Consider the following 19,456-nt stretch of genomic DNA (forward strand, 5'->3'; position numbering starts at 1 on the left):
TACAGAAAGGGGGCAACGCCTAATGGTGAGTTGGCACACTCCCTGCTTCTGAACCCTTACAACATGCCCTGCTGATCAACGGCGACCAGCCCGGGCCCACTACTGATGAGAACAGGCAAAGGCGCCTGGAGCTTCGGCTCCAGGCGCCTTTTTTTCGCGAGGATCGGCTATGAAGGCAACAGCGAACAGCGGGCAACGAGAGCGACTGGTCATCGTCGGCAATGGCATGGTCGGCCACCACTGCGTCGAACAACTGATCGAACGCGGCGCCCTGGCGCGTTTCGAGCTGCGCGTGTTCGGCGAGGAACGCCAGCGCGCCTACGACCGCGTGCACCTCTCCGACTATTTCGGTGGTAGCGATGCCGAGGCTCTGGCGCTGTGCGAACGGGACTTCTACGACCGCCACGGCGTGCACTTGCACCTGGGCGAGGCCGTGCTGGCCATAGACCGTGAACGCTGCGAGGTGCTCACGGCCGAAGGGCGCTACGGCTACGACCAGTTGATCCTCGCCACTGGCTCCTACCCCTTCGTGCCGCCGATCGAAGGCTCCAGCGGCACCGCGCGCCTGGTCTATCGCACCCTGGACGACCTCGACGCCATCCGCGCGGCAGCCGGCAACGCCCGCCGTGGCGTGGTGGTCGGTGGTGGCCTGCTCGGCCTGGAGGCGGCCAATGCCCTGAAGGCCCTGGGCCTGGAAGCCCATGTGGTGGAGTTCGCGCCACGGCTGATGCCGGTGCAGCTCGATGGCGAGGGTGGTGCTGCCCTATGCGCGCAGATCGAGGCGCTGGGCGTGGGCGTGCACCTGTCCCGGGCCACCCAGTCGATCAGTGCTGGCGAGGCCTACCGCTATCGCATGAACTTCGACGGCGGCGAGCACCTGGAAACCGACCTGATCGTATTCTCCGCCGGAATCCGCCCCCAGGATGCCCTGGCCCGCGCCTGCGACCTGGAGGTCGCCGCCCGGGGCGGCGTGGTGATCGACGGCGATTGTCGCAGCAGCGACCCACGCATCTTCGCCATCGGCGAATGCGCGTCGTGGAACGGCAGCGTGTTCGGCCTGGTGGCGCCAGGCTACGGCATGGCCCGCAACCTGGCGACGCTGTTGGCAGGCGAGCCTGCCCAGGCCTTCACCGGCGCCGACATGTCCACCAAGCTCAAGCTGCTGGGTGTGGATGTCGGCTCCATCGGCGATGCCCACGGTGCCACGCCGGGTTCGCGCAGCTATCGCTTCATCGACGAGGCCAACGCGGCCTATCGCCGGCTGGTGGTGGATGCCAGCGGCAAGCGTGTGCTCGGCGCGGTGCTGGTGGGCGACAACAGCTATTACGACACCCTGCTGCAGTACGTGCAGAACGGCATCGCCCTGCCGGCCGACCCGGCGGCGCTGATCCTGCCCCAAGGCAGCGGGGCGCCGGCCTTGGGCGCCGATGCACTGCCCGACAGCGCGACCATCTGCTCCTGCCACAACGTCAGCAAGGGCGCGGTCTGCGCGGCGATCGACAGCGGCTGCGCCGACCTCGCCGCAGTCAAGGGCTGCACCAAGGCCGCCAGCGGGTGCGGCGGCTGCGCGGCGTTGCTCAAGCAGGTCTTCGAGCACGAACTGGCGGCGCGCGGCGTGGCGGTGGACAAGAGCCTTTGCGAACACTTCGCCTACACCCGCCAGGAGCTCTATGCGCTGGTGCGGGTCGAAGGCATCCGCACCTTCGCCGACCTGCTCGCGCGCCACGGCAGAGGCCATGTCGGCTGTGACATCTGCAAGCCCACCGTGGGCTCGATACTGGCGTCCTGCTGGAACCAGCCGATCATGGACCCGTCCCTGGTGCCGCTGCAGGACACCAACGACACCTTCATGGCCAATATGCAGAAGAACGGCACCTACTCGGTGGTGCCGCGCATTCCCGGCGGCGAGATCACCCCCGACAAGCTGATCGTGATCGGCCAAGTGGCGAAGAAGTACGACCTCTACACCAAGATCACCGGCGGCCAGCGCATCGACCTGTTCGGCGCCCAGCTGCACGAGCTGCCCTTGATCTGGGGCGAGCTGATCGAGGCCGGGTTCGAGACCGGCCATGCCTACGGCAAGTCGACCCGCACGGTGAAGTCCTGCGTGGGCAGCACCTGGTGCCGCTATGGCGTGCAGGACAGCGTCGCCATGGCCCTGCGCCTGGAAGACCGCTACAAGGGCCTGCGCTCGCCGCACAAGCTCAAGTTCGCGGTCTCCGGCTGCACTCGCGAATGCGCCGAGGCGCAGAGCAAGGACATCGGCGTGATCGCCACCGACAAGGGCTGGAACCTGTACGTCTGCGGCAACGGTGGCATGCGCCCGCGCCATGCCGAGCTGTTCGCCACCGACCTCGACGACGAAACCCTGGTGCGCCTGATCGACCGGCTGCTGATGTTCTACATCCGCACCGCCGACAAGCTGCAGCGCACCTCGGTCTGGCGCGAGAGCCTGGAAGGCGGGCTGGACTACCTCAAGCAGGTGATCATCGACGACAGCCTGGGCCTGGCCAGCGAGCTGGAGGCGCAGATGCAGCATGTGGTCGAGCGCTACGAATGCGAATGGGCCAACGCCCTCAAGGACCCGGAAAAGCTCAAGCGCTTTCGCACCTTCGTCAACGACCAGCGCCCCGACCCGGACGTGCACTTCGTCCGCGAGCGCGAGCAGCGTCGGCCCGCCGCACCCTTGCATTTGATTCCCACCACCCAGGAGGCTATCTGATGAAAACGTCCAACGCTGCTGTCGCAACGCAACCCGGCTGGCAAACGGTCTGCCGGCTCCAGGACCTGGTCGCCGACTCCGGCGTGGTGGTCTGGCATGAGGGCGAACAGGTGGCCCTGTTCTACCTGCCCGGCCAGGCCCAGCCCGTGTACGCCCTCGACAACCGTGACCCGCGTTCCGGCGCCAATATCATCGGTCGTGGCCTGGTCGGCAGCCTGCACGGGCAGCTGGTGGTCGCGGCGCCACTGTACAAGCAGCATTTCAGCCTCCACGACGGGCACTGCCTGGAGGACACGACGCAGGCCTTGCGCGTGTGGCCGGTGCGCCTTTGCGGCGATGCGGTGGAGCTTGCGACGTGCGCTTGAAGCGTGCGCTGTGAAATTGCAAGCGGTCGGGCAGGACGGTTCGTTTCAGCTATGGGGAAATATCCGTGAACTTATCGGACTTTCCTGGCTCTCATGCCGGTAGCCATTGGTCATGGCCGCCTGCTAAGCTCGCGGCTTTACCTGATTGCCCTTATGGCGCATGAACAAGGAACTAGCATGAAACAGCATCGTTTGGCGGCTGCGGTTGCCCTGGTTGGTTTGGTCCTCGCGGGCTGCGACGCTCAGACCAGCAGCGTCGAGCTGAAGACTCCGGCACAGAAAGCCTCCTACGGTATCGGCCTGAACATGGGCAAGAGCCTGGCTCAGGAAGGCATGGAAGACCTAGATTCCAAAGCGGTGGCCCTCGGTATCGAGGATGCGGTTGCCAAGAAAGAGCAGCGCATCAAGGACGAAGACCTGGTAGCGGCCTTCACCGATCTGCAGAAGCGCGCCGAAGAGCGTCTGGCCAAGGCCAGCGAGGAAGCGGCCAGCGCCGGCAAGAAATTCCTCGAAGAGAACGGCAAGAAGCCAGGCGTCGTCACCACCGCCTCGGGCCTGCAGTACGAAGTGGTCAAGAAGGCCGACGGCCCGCAGCCCAAGCCGACCGACGTGGTCACTGTCCACTACGAAGGCAAGCTGATCGATGGCAAGGTGTTCGACAGCTCCGTCGAACGTGGCAGCCCGATCGACCTGCCGGTCAGCGGCGTGATCCCGGGTTGGGTCGAAGGCCTGCAACTGATGCACGTCGGCGAGAAGTACAAGCTGTACATCCCGGCTGACCTGGCCTACGGTGCCCAGAGCCCGAGCCCGCTGATTCCGGCGAACTCGGTACTGGTCTTCGACTTGGAGCTGCTGGGCATCAAGGACCCGGCCAACGCCCAGGGCGAGGCGCCGGAAGCCGAAGCGCCAGCGGCTGAAGAGCCCGCCAAGTAATACCGCGTCAGATCCAGACAAAGGGGCCGCTTCGCGCCCCATCGCGGCACAAGGCCGCTCCTACACCAGCCGTGCCATCCGCACGTCCCCTGTAGGAGCGGCCTTGTGCCGCGATGGGGCGCAAAGCGGCCCCTTTATTTCTGAACGAACCCCATAAACCCCGGGGTGTCGAAGAAAGGGCAGCCCACCGACGCAAAACGTTTGCGGTTCTGAAACAGCTGTGTAAAAAACGCCCGATCTGAGCCAGACCCTTGCCCAGTGGGCGCCTCGCGTCGGAAACTGCCCCCTGTTCACAAGGTTATCCACAATAAATGTGGATAACCTTCCCTGCCGATATGGAGGCCCCATGAGCGCACCCTGGAATTTCGCCCGCTTCCTGCCCCTGGCCGAGCGCCTGCTCAGCCGCGGTCGGCTGCCGGCCTTGCTGTTCGCCGTGGCCCGCAAAGGCCCCAAGCTTGGCCAGCTGCGGGAGGACGTCCGTTTGCTCCAAGGCCTGTGCCTGGCGTGGTGGCGTGGCGAATACCGCGCCATCAGCCCCAAGGCGCTGGTCACGGTGGTGGCGGGCCTGCTGTATTTCGTCAGCCCCCTGGATGCCATTCCCGACTGGCTGCTGGGGGTTGGCTTCCTCGACGACATTGCCGTATTGGGCTGGGTACTCAAGGCCGTGGGCGATGAATTGAACCGCTTCAAGGCCTGGCGCGACAACCAGGCACCCGAGCGCTTGCGGGTGGTCGAACGCCTGCCGGACACCCCCGAAGCCCTGCGCCTGGAGCGCGGAGCGCCCTGAAATCGCCTCAGCCGCGCATACGCCCGCGCTTGGACATATAATTGGCATAAGGATTATGCCTACGGATTACATGCAGTAATCCTACGTAAGGGGGTTGTATGGGTATTCAGGTCATCAGCCGGGACGGTCAGCCCGAGTATGCCGTGGTTCCGTGGGAACAGTACCAGGCACTGCTCAAGGCCGCGGGGCAGGCACCTGCCGAGGCACCAACGAACGAACCTGCAGTCGCCGCCGAGGCCCCGGCCTTGGTGGCATTGAGCGAATTGACACGCCTGCGCCAGGCCAAGGGCCTGGCGCCCGAGCAATTGGCGCGCAATGTCGGCATCAGCCCGGCCTACCTGGCGATGATCGAGGCCGGGGAGCGCCAGCCGGATGCGGCGATCCTGCGCAGCCTGGCCTGGCACCTGGGCGTCGCTGGCTGGAGCGAGCCGTCATGAGCCAGGTCAGGATCAGCCGCCAGCATTGGGACAACCTGTTGAACGAGCTCGATCTGGCCCGTCGCCAACGCCACCTGCTGACCTATCGCGCGTTGATCGAACGCCTGCAATTGCCCAGCCCGGCGATGCAGACCCTTACCGCTGCCCTGGAATACCTGGCCGTGCTCGACGCCCGGGCCGAGCAGCCGCTGCGCAGCTCGCTGGTGATCAGCCAAGGGGCCAGCCGCCTGCCACGCACCGGCTTCTTCGAATGCGTCGAGCGCCTGGGGCGCTTCTCGGGGCCGGTCGATGGGCTCGAGGCAGCATCCTGGCATGCCTCGGAAGTGGTGCGGGTGTTCGAGTACAGCTATCCGGAACAGGCCTGAGCCCGGGGCTGTTTCGCAGCCTATCGCCGGCAAGCCGGCTCCCACCTTTCCTGCGCTGTTTTCAGCGACACCGCCATACTGTGGGAACTGATTTGCCAGAGAGTGGGCCGGGCAGTTGCTCCCACCAGGCCGCTCCAGTAAAGCGCGATCCCTGTGGGAGCCGGCTTGCCGGCGATAGGGCGTAACACCCCACTGCGCAAAAAGGTCCACATAAAAAAGGGGCGGACATGAAAATGTCCGCCCCTGTTTGCCAACGCAGTTACCTCAGTGCTTGGCCACCTGCGCGTTCAAGCTCAGGTAGTCGAGCAGGATGCGCCCGGTCTCGGCCAGGTAGGCGTCGTCCTCAGGCTTGGTGTCCTCGTCCTCCACCGGCAGGGCATCCTCGTCTTCTTTCTTCAGCTCCTTGAGCGGTTCCTCGCCCTTGGCCTTGCGACGGACGTTCTCCAGCGCCAGTTGCTTGGCCTCGATTTCATCGTGGCGTGCGCGGCGCTCCTGCTCGTTGAGGCTGACGGTCTTCTCGTTCATCAGCTTCTGGGTCAGGGCCAGGCGGTCGCGGATGTAGGCGAATTCCGGGTCCTTGGCGCTGCGTGCGTCATGACGGGCCTTGAGCTCGGCCAGGAACGGCTTGAACGGGTCGACCGCAGGGCGCACCACCGGGCGGATGGTATCCCACGGCATGGCTTCGGGCAGGGCGCTCTCGCCGATTTCCTTGGTGTCGATGATCGATGGGTAGTCGATGTCCGGCAGCACGCCCTGGTGTTGGGTGCTCTGCCCGGAGACCCGGTAGAACTTGGCCAGGGTCAGCTTCAGCTCGCCATGGTTGAGCGGCTGGATGGTCTGCACGGTGCCTTTGCCGAAGGTCTGGCCGCCGATGATCAGCGCGCGGTGGTAGTCCTGCATGGCGCCGGCGAAGATCTCCGAGGCCGAGGCCGAGAGGCGGTTGACCAGCAGCGCCAATGGGCCCTTGTAGAAGGCGCCGGGGTTCTCGTCCTCGAGCACGTCGACGCGGCCATCGCTGTTGCGCACCAGCACGGTCGGGCCTTTCTCGATGAACAGGCTGGTCAGTTCGGTGGCTTCCTGCAGGGAGCCGCCGCCGTTGTTGCGCAGGTCGATGACCACGCCGTCGACCTTTTCCTTCTGCAGCTCGGTGAGCAGCTTCTTCACGTCGCGTGTGGTGCTCTTGTAGTCAGGGTCACCTGCACGGTAGGCCTTGAAGTCCAGGTAGAAGGCCGGGATCTCGATGATGCCCAGCTTGTAGTCGCGCCCGTCCTGCTTGAGCTTGAGCACCGACTTCTTGGCAGCCTGCTCCTCGAGCTTGACCGCTTCGCGCGTGATCGACACCACTTTGCTGGTCTGGTCGTTCGGCGCATTGCTGGCCGGGATGATTTCCAGGCGGACCACCGAGCCTTTCGGGCCGCGGATCAGCTTGACCACTTCGTCCAGGCGCCAGCCGACCACGTCGACCATTTCCTTGTCGCCCTGGGCCACGCCGATGATCTTGTCGGCCGGCGCCACTTGCTTGGTCTTGGCCGCCGGGCCTGCCGGCACCAGGCGCACGATCTTGACCTGGTCGTTGTCGCTCTGCAGCACCGCACCGATGCCTTCGAGCGACAGGCTCATGTTGATGTCGAAGTTTTCCGCGTTGTCCGGCGACAGGTAGTTGGTGTGCGGGTCGTAGGACTGGGCGAAGGTATTGATGTAGGCCTGGAAGATGTCCTCGGCACGGGTCTGGTCCAGGCGCGACAGCTGGTTCTTGTAGCGCTTGGTCAGGGTTTCCTGGATCTGCTTGGGATCCTTGCCGGCGAGCTTCTGGCGCAGCACCTCGTCCTTGACGCGCTTGCGCCACAGGTCGTCGAGCTCGGCCTCGTTCTTCATCCAGGGCGCATCCTCGCGGTCGACCAGCAAGGTTTCCTTGGTGGTGAAGTCCATCTTGTCGACGCCTTTGGCCAGTTCGGCCAGGGCGAAGTCCAGGCGCGACTTCACCCGGTCCAGATAGCGCTTGTAGATGGTGAAGCCAGGTTCGAGGTTGCCGCTCTTGAGGAAGTCGTCGAACTGGGTCTTCCACTTGTCGAACTGGGCGATGTCGGTGGCGGTGAAGTAGCTGCGCGAGGGGTCGAGCAGCTTGATGTAGCTGTCGTAGATGATGATCGAACGGGCATCGTCCAGCGGCGGCTTGCTGTAGTGGTGGCGCTTGAGCAGCTCCACCACGTTCAGGCTGGCGACGATTTCGTCACGGTCAGGCTGCAGGCTGTCCCACTTGTTGGCGGCCGCCGCATTGCCACCGAGCGTGAGGCTGCCGAGGCCGATCAGGAGGGCGAGGGCAGTGCTGGGCAGGAAATGCTTCATGCTGATTCGACGTAAAGGCAATTGATCACGCATAGTAGGCCGTCTTTTCCGTTCGCCGGTTCCACAAGAGCCGGACGCATACTGCAAAAAGCCCGGGACATGGCGATCCCGGGCTCAGTCATGACTCAACTATGGAGGCACTGTGAAGGCATTGCAAGGCGTTGACGGACATGTGGCCTGGGTCGAAGCCGAGCGCCCGACCTGTGACGCAGGCCAGGTGCGTATTCGTGTGGCCGCAGCGGGACTCAACCGCGCCGACCTGCTGCAGATGAAAGGCCTGTACCCGCCGCCGCCAGGCGCGAGCCCCTACATGGGCCTGGAGTGCGCCGGGGTGGTCGAGGAAGTGGGTGCAGGCGCCGACTGGCGGGTGGGCGACCGGGTCTGCGCGCTGTTGGCCAGCGGCGCCATGGCCGAGGAAGTGGTGGTCGATGCGCGCCATGTGCTGCCGGTGCCCGAAGGCCTGAGCCTGCACGAGGCGGCGGCGCTGCCCGAGGTGTATGCCACGGCCTGGCTGAACATCTTCCAGCTGGGCGCGGTGAAGGCCGGCGAGAAGGTGCTGGTGCACGCAGGCGCCAGTGGCGTCGGCTCGGCGGCGATCCAGCTGTGCAAGGCATTCGGCAACCCGGTGTGGGTCAGTGTCGGCTCGCAGGATCGCCTGGCCTACTGCCAGGCGCTGGGGGCTGCCGGTGGCGTGGTGCGCAACGAGAACCTGGACGAGCTGAAGGCGTTCGGGCCGTTCGATGTGATCCTCGACCCGGTGGGCGCCAGCTATGGGCAAATGAACCTCGAATTGCTGGCCCGCGATGGGCGCTGGGTGATCATCGGCCTGATGGGCGGGCGCAAGGTCGAGCTGGACTTGGCGCAGGTGCTGGCCAAGCGGGCGCAGGTCACCGGCTCGACCTTGCGTAATCGCAGCGATGAATTCAAGGGCGAGCTGCTGCGCGAGCTGGTGCAGCAGGTGTGGCCGTTGTTCGGCGAAGGGCGGCTGTCGCCGCAGTTGGTGGACACCTACCCGGTGGCGTTCGCCGAGGCGGCGTATGCGGAGCTGGCGAGCAACCAGGTGTCGGGCAAGCTGGTGCTGGTGATCGATCCTGGTTTGGCTTGAGATTGCTGGGGCTGCTTTGCAGCCCTTTCGCGGCACAAGGCCGCTCCTACAGGGCGACGCGATCCCGTCAGGGCGACGCGATCCTGTGTAGGAGCGGCCTCGTGCCGCGAAAGGGGCGCAAAGCGCCCCCGGGATCTCAGCTCCAGCTCAGAATCGGCCAGCCATTGACTTCGGCATGCTCGCGCAGCACCGGGTCCGGGTTGACCACATGGGGGTAGTCCACCTTCAGCAACAACGGCAGGTCGTTGCGCGAGTCGGAATAGAAACTCGCCCCTTCCAGGTTTTCCTGCTCCTGGTCCAGCCACTCCAGCAGGCGAGTGATCTTGCCCTCGCGGTAGGTCAGCACCCCATGGGTCTTGCCGGTATACACCCCGTTCACCGCCTCCAGCTCGATCGCCAGGTATTCGTCCACCCCCAGGCGCGCTGCGATCGGCCCGACCAGGTGGGTGCCCGAGGCGGAGATGATCAGGATCCGGTCACCGCGCTTGCGGTGCTCGGCGATACAGCGGCAGGCGTCGCCATAGATGATCGGCTCGATCACATCCTCGACCCAGGGCTCGACCAGGTGCTCCACCTCCTCGAGGGTGCGCCCGGCAATCGGCTCCAGGCTGAAGGCCATGTACTCTTCCATCTTCAGGTGGCCCTTGCCGTAGGCCTCCATCAGCTCCTGGTCGCGGCGCAGGAATGCCTTGCCGTCCACCCAGCCCAGCTGGGCCATCTGTTTGCTCCACAACGAGGCGCAGTCGCCGTGGATGAGGGTTTCGTCAAGATCGAATATTGCCAATGCCATTGCGTTGTTCTCCTAGGCCACTTCTCGTAGCGCCGTGGGGTCGATCGACAAGGATACCCGCTGCCCGTCGGCGTGCAGGTCGGCCGACGAGCGATTGAGCACGTCCACCACCAGTTCCACGCCACGCACTTCTACCCGATAGCGAATGACGTTGCCCAGCAGGCTGTGGCTGCGTACCTGGGCATCCAGCTCACCTTCCAGGCGCAGGCTGATGGCTTCCGGGCGGATCGCCAGGCGGCTGGTCACCGGGCGCTGCAGCAGGCGGCTGGCGGTATCGGGCTCGAGCAGGTTGTAGTTGCCGATGAAGCCTGCGGCGAACAGGTCCACGGGCGCGGTATAGAGGGTTTCGGCATCGCCGCTCTGGACGATGCGCCCCTGGTTCATCAGGAAGATGCGGTCGGACATCGTCAGCGCCTCTTCCTGGTCATGGGTGACGAAGATGGTGGTCAGGCCCAGCTCGCGCTGGATGGCGCGGATCTGCTCGCGCAGGTGCTTACGGATGCGTGCATCCAGGGCCGACAGCGGTTCGTCGAGCAGCAGCAGGCGCGGGCGGGTCACCAGCGAGCGGGCCAGGGCCACGCGCTGGCACTGCCCGCCCGACAGTTGATGCGGGTAGCGCCCGGCGAAGCTGGAAAGCTCCACCAGCGCCAGGGCCTCGCGCACCCGCGCCAGGCTTTCGTCGGCCTGGATCTTCTGCATGCGCAGACCGAAGGCGACATTCTGCTCCACGGTCATGTTGGGGAACAGCGCATAGCTCTGGAACACCATGCCGATGCCGCGTTTCTGCGGGCTGAGCGGCACCAGGTCATGGCCGTCGAGCAGGATGCGGCCGCTGTCCACCGGGGTCAGCCCGGCGATGCAGCGCAGCAGGGTCGACTTGCCGCAACCGGAAGGGCCGAGCAGGGTGACGAACTCGCCGCGTTCGATCTGGCAGTCGATGTCATGGAACACCGGGTTGCCGGCGTAGCTTTTGTGCAGTTTCTGTACGCTGACGAAGCTCATGTCAGGATTTGTCCTTGTTCAGGCGATTGGCGACCCAGGTCAGCACCAGCACGAAGGCGAAGTAGGAGATTACCAGTGCGCTGTTGAAATGGCCGCTGCTGTTGCGCATGTTGTTCAGATAGACCTGCAAGGTCTCGTAGCGGGTCCCCACCAGCAGGTTGGCGAACACGAACTCGCCGAACAGGAACGAGAACGACAGCAGCAGCGCCACCATCAGGCCCTTGCGCAAGTTCGGCAGCACCACCAGCAAGGCTGCCTGCCAGGTGCTGGCCCCCAGCAGCTGGGCGGCGTCCATCAGGTCGCGCAGGTTGATCGCCTGCAGGTTGTTGGTGATGGCCCGGTACATGAACGGCAAGGCGATGGTGAAGTAGCAGCCGATGAGGATCCACGGTGTGCCGACCATGGCCATCGGCCCGCTGCCGTACAGCTGCAGCAGGCCCACCGAAGACACCACCGGCGGCACGGCGAAGGGCAGCAGGATGAGGATGTTCATCAGCGCGTCCAGGCGCGGGAAGTGGTAGTGCACCACGAACAACAGCGGCAGGATCAGCACCACCGACAGCACCAGCGCGCCGACGCATACCAGCAGTGACTGGCCGAAGGCCGCCAGGAAGCGCGGTTCGCTCCACAGCGCCAGGTACCACTTGAAGGTCAGGCCGCTGGGCAGCAGGCTCGCCGACCAGCTGGTGGCCAGGGAATAGAGCAGGGTGCCGGCTAACGGCAGCAGCAGGATGAGGAACAGCAGGTGCACCACCACCCGGTGGTAGAGGTTGCCGCGAGGTTCAGCGCGCATGGTAGCTCCTCTTGAGCAGCCATTGATGGACCACCGTGACCAGCGTCATCAACCCCACCAGCACCATCGCCAGGGCGCTGGCCAGGTTCGGGTCGAGGGTGATGTCGCCGGCCACCAGGGCGGCGATGCGGATCGGCAGCACGTTGAAGTTGCCGGTGGTCAGGGCATAGACCGTGGCATAGGCGCCCAGAGCGTTGGCCAGCAGGATGACGAAGGTGCCCAGCAGGGCAGGGGCCAGCACTGGCAAGCCGATGTGCCGCCAGTACTGCCAGTGGCTGGCGCCCAGCAGTGCCGCGGACTCGCGCCAATCTTCACGCAGGGCGTCGAAGGCTGGGTAGAGCAGCAGCACCCCCAGGGGGATCTGGAAATAGGTGTACACCAGGATCAGGCCGCTCTTGGAATAGATGCTGAAGTCTTCCAACAGGCCGGCCTGCTTGAGCAGCAAGGTCAGCGCACCGTTGAAGCCCAGCAGGATGATGAAGGCGAATGCCAGCGGCACCCCGGCGAAGTTGCTGGTCATGTTGGCGAAGGCGCTGACGAAGTCGCGCAGGCGCGAGTCCACCTGGCGCAGGGAGTAAGCGCCGAGGGTGGCGATGACGATGCCGAACAGGCTCGACCAGAAGCTGATCTCCAGGCTGCGCTGCAGCGCCTGCAGGTAGAACTTGGAGGCGAACACCTTGTTGAAGTTGGCCAGCCCCCAGCCGCTTTCGCTCTGCAGGCTGTTGATGGCCACCCAGGCCAGCGGGGCGATCTGGAACACGATGAAGAACAGGGCGAACGGCAGCAGGCAGAGCAGGGCCAGGTAGCGGCCGCGAGGGCGGGTATTCACTTGAGCAGCTCCCGGCAGACCGGCTTGTCGTGGGCTGCGCCCAGCAGCTCGCAGATCGTGCCGCACAGCTCGGTCTGCAAGGGCTTGGCTGCGGGGTCGAGGCTGAACGCCTCGCCGAACACGAACAACGGCACTTCACGCTCCTCGGCCAGCAGGCCGTTGTGCGAGCGGTCGTTGTTCATGCCGTGATCAGCGGTCACCAGCACCTGGTAGCCCTCTTCGAGCCAGCGTGGCAAGTAGTCGGCCAGGAGGATGTCGACGCAGCGTGCGGCGTTGCGGTACTGACTGCTGTCCAGGCCATGACGATGGCCGGCGTCATCGATGTTCATCGGGTGTACGAGCAGGAAGTTCGGGGCATGGCGACGGCGCAGGTACTCGGCGTCGGCCAGCAGGTGCGAGTCGGGGTAATGGTCGGCGTAGTAGAACAGCCCGTGCTGGATGGGCAGCTTAGGTGCATGGGTGTGACGGTCGCGCAGCGGGTCGAAGGGCGAGCGGTTGTACAGCTCGCTGATCCAGTGGTAGGCCGCCGCCGCGGTGCCCAAGCCCGCTTCGCGGGCGTAGTGGAAGACGCTGCGTTGGTTCGACAGGCGGTTGACGTTGTTGTGCACGATGCCGCTGTCGATGGGGGCCACGCCGGTGAGGATGCATTCGTACAGGGGCCGTGACAGCGACGGCAGCTCGCATTCGATGCGGTACAGCGCGGCGCGGTCAGCTTCGACATAGGCGTGCAGGTGGCCCATGGCATGGTGGGCGACCTGGTGGTTGAGACCGTCGAGCAGGACCAGGATGACGTTGTGGTTCATAAGCGCTCCGCAGAGGGCGACGACGCCCCTGTAGGAGCGGGCTTGTCCCGCGATGGCGTCAATCCTGCAGACGCGGTTGTCTGACCTGACGCCATCGCGGGGCAAGCCCGCGCCCACAGGGCGTGAGCCGCCTCATTCCATCTCGATGATCACTTGCTCCTGCCACATCTGCGGCAGTTTCTTGGAGGTCGCTTCCCAGGCCTCGGCATTCTTGATCGGCTGCGCCGCACGGTATTGCTCGTTGGGCAGCAGCTTGGCCTGCACCTCGGCCGGCAGCTTCAGGTGCTCGGCGCGAATCGGTCGGGCATGGCCGATGGCCAGGTTGGTCTGGCCGGCATCGCTGAAGATGTACTCACGGGTGAGCTTGGCGGCGTTGGGGTGTTTGGCGTACTTGTTGATGATGGTGGTGTAGCCGGAGATCACCGAACCGTCGGAGGGGATCAGCACCTCGAAGCGCTTGGGATCGATCTGCTCGCGGTAGCTCAGGCCATTGAAGTCCCACACCACGCCGACCTCCACTTCGCCCTTCTCGAGGGTCTGGATGGTCGGGTTGGCCAGCGACAGGCGCTTGTCCTGGGCCAGCTTGGTGAACAGTTGCAGGCCCGGCTCGATGTTGCTTTCGTCGCCTTTATAGGCGATGGCAGCGGCCAGCACGCCGTTGGCAGCCTGGGCGGCGGTACCGACGTCACCGATGGCGACCTTGTACGTGCCTTTTTCCAGGTCGTGCCAGGTTTTCGGGCGCTCGCCTTCCTTGACCAGGTCCTTGTTGATGATGAAGGCGATGGTGCCGGTATAGGCCAGGGCCCAGTGGCCGTCCTGATCCTTGGCCCAGGCGGGTACCTGGTCCCAGGTGCTTGGCTTGTAGGGCTGGGTCACGCCCTTGGTCACGGCGATGGGGCCGAAGGCGGCGCCCACATCGCCGATATCGGCGCTGGCGTTGCTCTTCTCGGCGTCGAACTTGGCGATTTCCTGGGCAGAGCTCATGTCGGTGTCGCTGTGCTTGAGGCCGTACTTGCTGGCCAGGTCCGCCCAGGTACCTTTCCAGTTGGCCCAGGCATCGGGCATGCCCACGCTGTTGATCACACCTTCCTTGCGAGCGGCCTCTTCCAGGGCCTTGAGGTCGGTACCGGCGGCCATGGCCGAAGTGCACAGGGCGATGGTCGAGCCGAGCAGTGACGCCATGAAGAACGTTTTCATCCGAAGCTCCTTTGCTAGGGCCTTGCAATGTTGTGATGTGAGGAAACCCATGCTTGCGAACGTGTGGTCTAGGTCAGCAAACCTCGAGCCAAGGTAGGCCGGTTGCGTGACAGTTTGATGTAAGGCCTGGGCGTGAAAATGCGCGCCGGGGCCCTGGCAGTACAGCGTAGACCAGATCCCAGGCCTTGAATCCCGGGGCCTGGGCCTGTCCTGCCAGGTGCGGGACGAGGGCTTTGTCACAGGATGTTCATGGGCTGTGCCTAGGCTTGCGCTAATCTCCAATGGCCCTGTTCTGGGGCTGGACTAGTCCAGATAGGTAACCTTCGATGCAATCGACGCCACCGCGCGCGGTAACAGCCATCTGCCATGCGTTGCAGGAGCAGATCGAACACGGCCTGCTGGCGCCGGGGGGCAAGCTGCCGGCCGAGCGCAAGTTGAGCGAGGTGTTCGATACCACGCGTATCACCTTGCGCGAGGCGCTGGTACAGCTGGAGGCGCAGGGGTTGATCTACCGGGAGGAGCGCCGGGGCTGGTTCGTGGCACCCGAGCGGCTGACCTACGACCTGGTCGAGCGCAGCCATTTCCATGCCATGGTGCGTGCCCAGGGGCGGGAGCCGGGCACCGAGCTGTTGTCGGCGCGGTTGCAGCCGGCGCCGGCGGCGATCTGTGCACGGCTGGGGTTGCCAGCGCTGTCGAGCGTGGTGCGTATCTGCCGCTTGCGGCGCATCGATGGGCGGGCGGTGCTGTATGCCGAGCACTACCTCAACCCACAGTATTTCCCCGGCATCCTGGGCCAGGACCTGGGGCAGTCGCTGACCGAGATCTATGCCCGTGAGTTCGGCATCCGCTACGGGCGGGTGTGCTTCGAGATCCTGCCCACGGCCTTGCCGGGGGCGGCCGCGGCGGCGCTGAAGGTTTCAGCGGGCAGTGCGGGGTTGCACGTCACGCGGGTCAACAGCGACCAGCATGGGCATGTGATCGATTGCGACCTGGAGTATTGGCGGCATGATGCCATTCGCATCCGGGCAGAGGTGGGGTAGTGGCGCGAAGCAGCCCTAGTTGCCAGCCCCGCCGGCCTCGCTCATGCCACCCCCGCCGGCTGTCACCACCTGCACCGACAGCCGCGGCGTCGCCAGGTCCAGCCCCGCCTCATCCAGCTGCCGCTTCAACGCCAGGTTGAACGCCCGCGACACTTCCCATTGCTTGATCGGCGCCGTCTTGAACCGCGCCCGCAGGATCGCCGACCCCGACTCGAAACTCTCCACCCCTTGCAGCTCCAGCGGCGACCAGATATTGCGCCGCATCAGCGGGTCGTTGCGCAGCTTCTGCCCCACCTCGCGGATCAACGTGATGGCCTGGTCGATGTTCATGCTGTGCGGGATCGCCACGCGGAAGATCGCGTAGCCGAACTCGCGCGAGTAGTTCTTGATGCTCTTGATCTCGCTGAACGGAATGGTATGCACGATCCCGTCGATATCCCGCAGGCGCACGGTACGGATGGTCAGGCCCTCCACCGTGCCCAGGTGGCCACCGACATCCACATAGTCGTCGATGGCCAGGGAGTCCTCGATGATGATGAACAGCCCCGTGATCAGGTCCGCCACCAGTGACTGGGCACCGAAGCCGATGGCAAGGCCGATGACACCGGCACCGGCCAGCAACGGCGTGACGTTCATGCCCATGTTGGCCAGGGCGACGATCACCGCGATGATGAAGATCGCCACGAACATCACGTTGCGGATCAACGGCATCATCGTCTGCGCGCGGGCATTGGCCAGGCCTCGGCGCGAGCGCACCAGGGCATGGTGCACGGCGGTGTCGGCCAGGATCCAGACCAGCCAGGCAGCGATCAAGGTTCCGGCCAGGCCCAGCACGCGCACGCTGACTTCGTGCCCGCTGCCCTCGGCGAAATTGATCATCGACAGCCCCCAGACCCGCAGGCCCAGTTCGATGAAGACCAGCCAGATGAACAGGTGCACCAGCGCATAGGCAAAGTTGCGCAGGCGCTCGGCATAGACCTCCTGGCGCCGATTGGCCCGCTTGGGGTTGGCGGCGTGGCGGCGCACCAGGCCGTTGAGCACCATGCACACCACCACCAGCACCGTGCACATCAGCGATTGGCGCAGCGCCGTGCTGGTATCGCCGGCGGACACGAAGGTGGCGAACAACGAGATCGCCACCAGGATCAACGCTGGCACGAACCAGAAGCTGCCGAGGATCTCGATGGTGTCGCTCAGGGTGCGGCGGGTCAGGCGGCGCGACAGGGGCTGGTTGCGGATCAGGTGGGCGATGGGGCGGCGGAAGCGCAGGATGAACAGGCCCGTGCATATTGCCGCCACCACATTGGCCAGGGTCGCCAGGGTGTGGGCCAGGTGGCTGCCCAGGGCGGTGGTCATGCGCGGGTCGCTCATCGCCTCGCCGAACGCGGCGAAGCTGCCGATCAACCACAGCGGGCGGAACGCCTGGCGCCGCAGGATGTGCAAGGCCTGGTGGCGATGGGGGCCGTCGAGCAGGGAGAAGGCGATCACGCAGATCGCCGAGAACAGCGTGCCCACCACCAGCGCATAGGCCAGCACCATGGCCAGCGACTTGCCCAGCGAGGAGGGCAGGGCGAAGCTCAGGTAAACGGTGAACACCAAGGCGACCAGCCATGGCCCCAACTTGCGCAAGGCGAAGCGCACCAGGTCCCAGGTCCGCGGGTGCTGCGGCAGCTCTTCGCTCAGGACGAAGCGCAGGCGCACGCGGTGGCCGATCCAGTTGAAGGCGTAGGCCAGCAGGCTCCAGACCGCGATGATCGCGGCAAAGCCGAACAGGATCGCCGGCCATTGGTGCACCGGCACCACCAAGGCCGCCAGTTCGTCCTGGGCCTGGTCGATCTCCATCGACCAACGCCGGAACGGGCTGGCCTCACCGCTGAACTGCTTCTCCAGGTCATGCAAGGCACCGCCGATCAGGCCCAGTACGCCTTGTTCGGCGCTGGGCTGCGACTGTTTGGTGGCATCGCGCAGTTTCTTCAGGTCGTTGAGCAACTGGGTGCGCTGCTGGTCGTTCTCCAGGTTCTTGATCACCTCGTCCAGCGACTGGCCCAAGGGTTGCGTCGCTTCCGGTTGCGCAGGCTTGCCCGCACCTAGCAGGCCGGGCAGGCCGGCGGCCTGGACGGGAGCGATGAAGAGAAACAGCAACAGGGCAAGGCAACGCAGGAGGGCAGGCACCGAAAATCTACCTCAGGGCAAACGATTGCCGCAGTGTAGAGGATTTTTCAGGTCAGTTTCGCGAGGATCTTCCAGCACATGATGCCGAAAATGCCGAGGGTGCCGATCCACATCATCAGTACGCCGACATTGCGTTCGCGCAGGCTGAAGCCGATGGTCAACAGCAGCAGGCCGATGAACACCGGCAGGAACAGGGAAAGGAACGGCGACATGAACAGGCATCCTTCTACATGATGGCAATGTAGTAAGCATAGCGGGTTGGGCAGCCGTGGGCATTGATCCGGGTTAGGTGTTGTCCCCATCGCCGGCAAGCCGGCTCCCACCGGTCCTGCGTGCTCTTAGAGACACCGCTATACCTGTGGGAGTCGGCTTGCCGGCGATCGGGCGGTACGGTTTCAGGGCAACTCGCGACTGCGATAGAACGCGGTCAATACCTTCACCAGGTGCGCCAGGTCGTGGCTGCCGCACAGTTCGCGAATCGAGTGCATGGCGAAGGTCGGCAGGCCGATGTCGACGGTGCGCACGCCCAGGTGGCTGGCGGTGATCGGGCCGATGGTCGAGCCGCAGCCCATGTCGCTGCGTACCACGAAGCTTTGCACCGGCACTTCCTCGGCCATGCACAGGTGGCGGAAGAACCCGGCGGTCTCGCTGTTGGTGGCGTAGCGCTGGTTGTTGTTGACCTTGATCACGGGCCCGGCGTTGAGCTTGGGCCCGTGGTTGCCGTCGTGCTTGTCGGCGTAGTTGGGGTGCACGCCGTGGGCGTTGTCGGCCGACACCAGCAGCGAGCGCTGGAGGGTGCGCACGTAGTCGTCGCCGTCGGGCAGCAGGCGTTGCAGGGTCTGTTCGAGCATCGGGCCATCGGCGCCGCACGCTGAGCAGGAACCGACTTCCTCGTGGTCGTTGCACACCAGCACGCAGGTCTCGTCGCTGTCGGCGGCCAGCAGCGCCTGCAGGCCGGCGTAGCACGACAGCAGGTTGTCCAGGCGGGCACCGGCGATGAAGTCGCCGTTCAGGCCGACCAGTGCGGCGTCCTGGGTGTCATAGAAGCTCAGCTCATAGTCCAGCACCACGTCGGCGTTGAGCTCGTGCTCGCGCGCCAGCTGCTCGGTGAGCAGGGCGCGGAAGTCGACCCGCTCGTCACCGGCAACCTGGGCCAGGATCGGCGGCAGCTCGGTCTGCGGGTTGATTGCCCAGCCTTCGTTGGCGGTGCGGTTGAGGTGGATGGCCAGGTTGGGGATAACCGCGATCGGCAGCTTGAAGTCCACCAGCTGGCTCTCGACCTTGCCGTCGCGGCGGAAGGTGACTCGGCCGGCCAGGGACAGGTCGCGGTCGAACCAGGGCGCGAGCAGGGCGCCGCCATAGACTTCGACGCCCAACTGCAGGAAACCATGGCGCTGCAGTTCTGGCTGTGGCTTGACCCGCAGGCAAGGGCTGTCGGTATGGGCGCCGACCATGCGGATGCCGCCGATCAGGGGCGATTGCCTGCCCAGCTTGATGGCGATGATCGAGGAGTCGTTGCGGGTGACGTAGTAGCGGCCACCGGGCACCGTGGCCCAGCTGTCGCGTTCGTCCAGACGCTGGTAGCCGGCGGCCTCCAGGCGCTGGGCGAGGCTCGCGGTGGCATGGAAGGGCGTCGGGGAAGCCTTGAGGAAATCGATCAGGCCAGCATTCAGGGAATCGCGCATAACTCACTCCAGACAGCAGTGGCGCGAGTTTAGCGCAGTTGCCCATGAATTTGTCGCGGCGTCTTCGCGGGTAAACCCGCTCCCA

18 protein-coding genes are annotated in these 19,456 nt (G+C 65.1%); 8 read left to right on the forward strand and 10 right to left on the reverse strand.

Annotated features, from left to right (window positions below; all coding sequences use genetic code 11):
* Positions 1–169 precede the first annotated feature (169 nt).
* The 6 genes from nirB (at position 170) to K8374_RS05780 (ending at position 5,609) form a co-directional block, all read left to right on the forward strand.
* Positions 170–2,722, forward strand: coding sequence for a nitrite reductase large subunit NirB (nirB, locus tag K8374_RS05755; protein WP_224458254.1), 2,553 nt, complete (start codon positions 170–172; stop codon positions 2,720–2,722).
* Positions 2,722–3,087 carry a nitrite reductase small subunit NirD gene (nirD, locus tag K8374_RS05760; protein ID WP_224458255.1) on the forward strand — a complete coding sequence of 122 codons (366 nt, stop codon included), beginning with the start codon at positions 2,722–2,724 and terminating at the stop codon, positions 3,085–3,087. The genes nirB and nirD overlap by 1 nt, the downstream gene beginning before the upstream one ends.
* A 177-nt stretch (positions 3,088–3,264) precedes the next feature.
* Positions 3,265–4,020: an FKBP-type peptidyl-prolyl cis-trans isomerase gene (locus K8374_RS05765; RefSeq protein WP_084858656.1), complete on the forward strand. Its 756-nt coding sequence runs from the start codon at positions 3,265–3,267 to the stop codon at positions 4,018–4,020.
* Positions 4,021–4,366: 346 nt separating this feature from the next.
* Positions 4,367–4,807, forward strand: coding sequence for a YkvA family protein (locus K8374_RS05770; protein ID WP_224458256.1), 441 nt, complete (start codon positions 4,367–4,369; stop codon positions 4,805–4,807).
* A 98-nt stretch (positions 4,808–4,905) separates the two neighbouring features.
* Entirely contained in the window at positions 4,906–5,244 is a 339-nt protein-coding gene (locus K8374_RS05775; RefSeq protein ID WP_224458257.1) for a helix-turn-helix domain-containing protein, read from the forward strand.
* On the forward strand, positions 5,241–5,609 hold the full coding sequence (locus K8374_RS05780; RefSeq protein ID WP_084854862.1) for a hypothetical protein: 369 nt from the start codon (positions 5,241–5,243) through the stop codon (positions 5,607–5,609). The genes K8374_RS05775 and K8374_RS05780 overlap by 4 nt, the downstream gene beginning before the upstream one ends.
* Positions 5,610–5,873: 264 nt before the next feature.
* Here the strand turns inward: K8374_RS05780 and K8374_RS05785 are convergent, their stop codons facing one another.
* Positions 5,874–7,955: a carboxy terminal-processing peptidase gene (locus tag K8374_RS05785; protein ID WP_224458258.1), complete on the reverse strand. Its 2,082-nt coding sequence runs from the start codon at positions 7,953–7,955 to the stop codon at positions 5,874–5,876.
* 142 nt (positions 7,956–8,097) lie between these two features.
* Between K8374_RS05785 and K8374_RS05790 the strand changes: the two genes are divergently transcribed.
* Complete coding sequence (locus K8374_RS05790) at positions 8,098–9,060, forward strand: NAD(P)H-quinone oxidoreductase (RefSeq protein ID WP_224458259.1); 963 nt, start codon at positions 8,098–8,100, stop codon at positions 9,058–9,060.
* A gap of 136 nt (positions 9,061–9,196) precedes the next feature.
* Here the strand turns inward: K8374_RS05790 and K8374_RS05795 are convergent, their stop codons facing one another.
* The 6 genes from K8374_RS05795 to K8374_RS05820 form a co-directional block, all read right to left on the reverse strand.
* Positions 9,197–9,850, reverse strand: coding sequence for an HAD family hydrolase (locus K8374_RS05795; RefSeq protein WP_224458260.1), 654 nt, complete (start codon positions 9,848–9,850; stop codon positions 9,197–9,199).
* Positions 9,851–9,862: 12 nt separating this feature from the next.
* Complete coding sequence (locus K8374_RS05800) at positions 9,863–10,852, reverse strand: ABC transporter ATP-binding protein (protein ID WP_224458261.1); 990 nt, start codon at positions 10,850–10,852, stop codon at positions 9,863–9,865.
* A 1-nt stretch (position 10,853) separates the two neighbouring features.
* Positions 10,854–11,645 (reverse strand): ABC transporter permease, encoded by a 792-nt coding sequence (locus K8374_RS05805; RefSeq protein ID WP_224458262.1) that lies wholly within the window; start codon positions 11,643–11,645, stop codon positions 10,854–10,856.
* Positions 11,635–12,474, reverse strand: coding sequence for an ABC transporter permease (locus tag K8374_RS05810; protein ID WP_224458263.1), 840 nt, complete (start codon positions 12,472–12,474; stop codon positions 11,635–11,637). Before K8374_RS05810 ends, K8374_RS05805 begins: the two co-directional genes overlap by 11 nt.
* Positions 12,471–13,277 carry an alkaline phosphatase family protein gene (locus K8374_RS05815; protein WP_224458264.1) on the reverse strand — a complete coding sequence of 269 codons (807 nt, stop codon included), beginning with the start codon at positions 13,275–13,277 and terminating at the stop codon, positions 12,471–12,473. Before K8374_RS05815 ends, K8374_RS05810 begins: the two co-directional genes overlap by 4 nt.
* Before the next feature lie 132 nt (positions 13,278–13,409).
* On the reverse strand, positions 13,410–14,474 hold the full coding sequence (locus tag K8374_RS05820; protein ID WP_224458265.1) for an ABC transporter substrate-binding protein: 1,065 nt from the start codon (positions 14,472–14,474) through the stop codon (positions 13,410–13,412).
* 326 nt (positions 14,475–14,800) lie between these two features.
* Here K8374_RS05820 and K8374_RS05825 point away from each other — a divergent pair, with 326 nt between their 5' ends.
* Positions 14,801–15,514, forward strand: coding sequence for a UTRA domain-containing protein (locus tag K8374_RS05825; protein WP_224458266.1), 714 nt, complete (start codon positions 14,801–14,803; stop codon positions 15,512–15,514).
* 15 nt (positions 15,515–15,529) lie between these two features.
* Here K8374_RS05825 and K8374_RS05830 read toward each other — a convergent pair whose 3' ends face one another.
* The 3 genes from K8374_RS05830 to K8374_RS05840 all read right to left on the reverse strand — a co-directional run bounded on the left by K8374_RS05830 (position 15,530) and on the right by K8374_RS05840 (position 19,371).
* The gene (locus tag K8374_RS05830) at positions 15,530–17,686 is read right to left on the reverse strand and encodes a mechanosensitive ion channel family protein (protein WP_224458267.1); all 2,157 of its coding nucleotides are present in this window, start codon (positions 17,684–17,686) and stop codon (positions 15,530–15,532) included.
* Positions 17,687–17,733: 47 nt separating this feature from the next.
* On the reverse strand, positions 17,734–17,898 hold the full coding sequence (locus K8374_RS05835; protein WP_224458268.1) for a hypothetical protein: 165 nt from the start codon (positions 17,896–17,898) through the stop codon (positions 17,734–17,736).
* Positions 17,899–18,081: 183 nt separating this feature from the next.
* Positions 18,082–19,371, reverse strand: coding sequence for a M18 family aminopeptidase (locus tag K8374_RS05840; protein ID WP_224458269.1), 1,290 nt, complete (start codon positions 19,369–19,371; stop codon positions 18,082–18,084).
* Positions 19,372–19,456 lie beyond the last annotated feature (85 nt).

It is taken from the genome of Pseudomonas sp. p1(2021b) (assembly GCF_020151015.1).
Taxonomy (GTDB): Bacteria; Pseudomonadota; Gammaproteobacteria; order Pseudomonadales; family Pseudomonadaceae; genus Aquipseudomonas; species Aquipseudomonas putida_K.

What these genes read in the sequence shown, in the direction of transcription:
- nirB (WP_224458254.1), top strand. Translation starts at nt 170, where the DNA reads ATGAAGGCAACAGCGAACAGCGGGCAACGAGAGCGACTGGTCATCGTC.
- nirD (WP_224458255.1), top strand. Translation starts at nt 2,722, where the DNA reads ATGAAAACGTCCAACGCTGCTGTCGCAACGCAACCCGGCTGGCAAACG.
- K8374_RS05765 (WP_084858656.1), top strand. Translation starts at nt 3,265, where the DNA reads ATGAAACAGCATCGTTTGGCGGCTGCGGTTGCCCTGGTTGGTTTGGTC.
- K8374_RS05770 (WP_224458256.1), top strand. Translation starts at nt 4,367, where the DNA reads ATGAGCGCACCCTGGAATTTCGCCCGCTTCCTGCCCCTGGCCGAGCGC.
- K8374_RS05775 (WP_224458257.1), top strand. Translation starts at nt 4,906, where the DNA reads ATGGGTATTCAGGTCATCAGCCGGGACGGTCAGCCCGAGTATGCCGTG.
- K8374_RS05780 (WP_084854862.1), top strand. Translation starts at nt 5,241, where the DNA reads ATGAGCCAGGTCAGGATCAGCCGCCAGCATTGGGACAACCTGTTGAAC.
- K8374_RS05785 (WP_224458258.1), bottom strand. Translation starts at nt 7,955, where the DNA reads ATGAAGCATTTCCTGCCCAGCACTGCCCTCGCCCTCCTGATCGGCCTC.
- K8374_RS05795 (WP_224458260.1), bottom strand. Translation starts at nt 9,850, where the DNA reads ATGGCATTGGCAATATTCGATCTTGACGAAACCCTCATCCACGGCGAC.
- K8374_RS05800 (WP_224458261.1), bottom strand. Translation starts at nt 10,852, where the DNA reads ATGAGCTTCGTCAGCGTACAGAAACTGCACAAAAGCTACGCCGGCAAC.
- K8374_RS05805 (WP_224458262.1), bottom strand. Translation starts at nt 11,645, where the DNA reads ATGCGCGCTGAACCTCGCGGCAACCTCTACCACCGGGTGGTGGTGCAC.
- K8374_RS05815 (WP_224458264.1), bottom strand. Translation starts at nt 13,277, where the DNA reads ATGAACCACAACGTCATCCTGGTCCTGCTCGACGGTCTCAACCACCAG.
- K8374_RS05820 (WP_224458265.1), bottom strand. Translation starts at nt 14,474, where the DNA reads ATGAAAACGTTCTTCATGGCGTCACTGCTCGGCTCGACCATCGCCCTG.
- K8374_RS05825 (WP_224458266.1), top strand. Translation starts at nt 14,801, where the DNA reads ATGCAATCGACGCCACCGCGCGCGGTAACAGCCATCTGCCATGCGTTG.
- K8374_RS05835 (WP_224458268.1), bottom strand. Translation starts at nt 17,898, where the DNA reads ATGTCGCCGTTCCTTTCCCTGTTCCTGCCGGTGTTCATCGGCCTGCTG.
- K8374_RS05840 (WP_224458269.1), bottom strand. Translation starts at nt 19,371, where the DNA reads ATGCGCGATTCCCTGAATGCTGGCCTGATCGATTTCCTCAAGGCTTCC.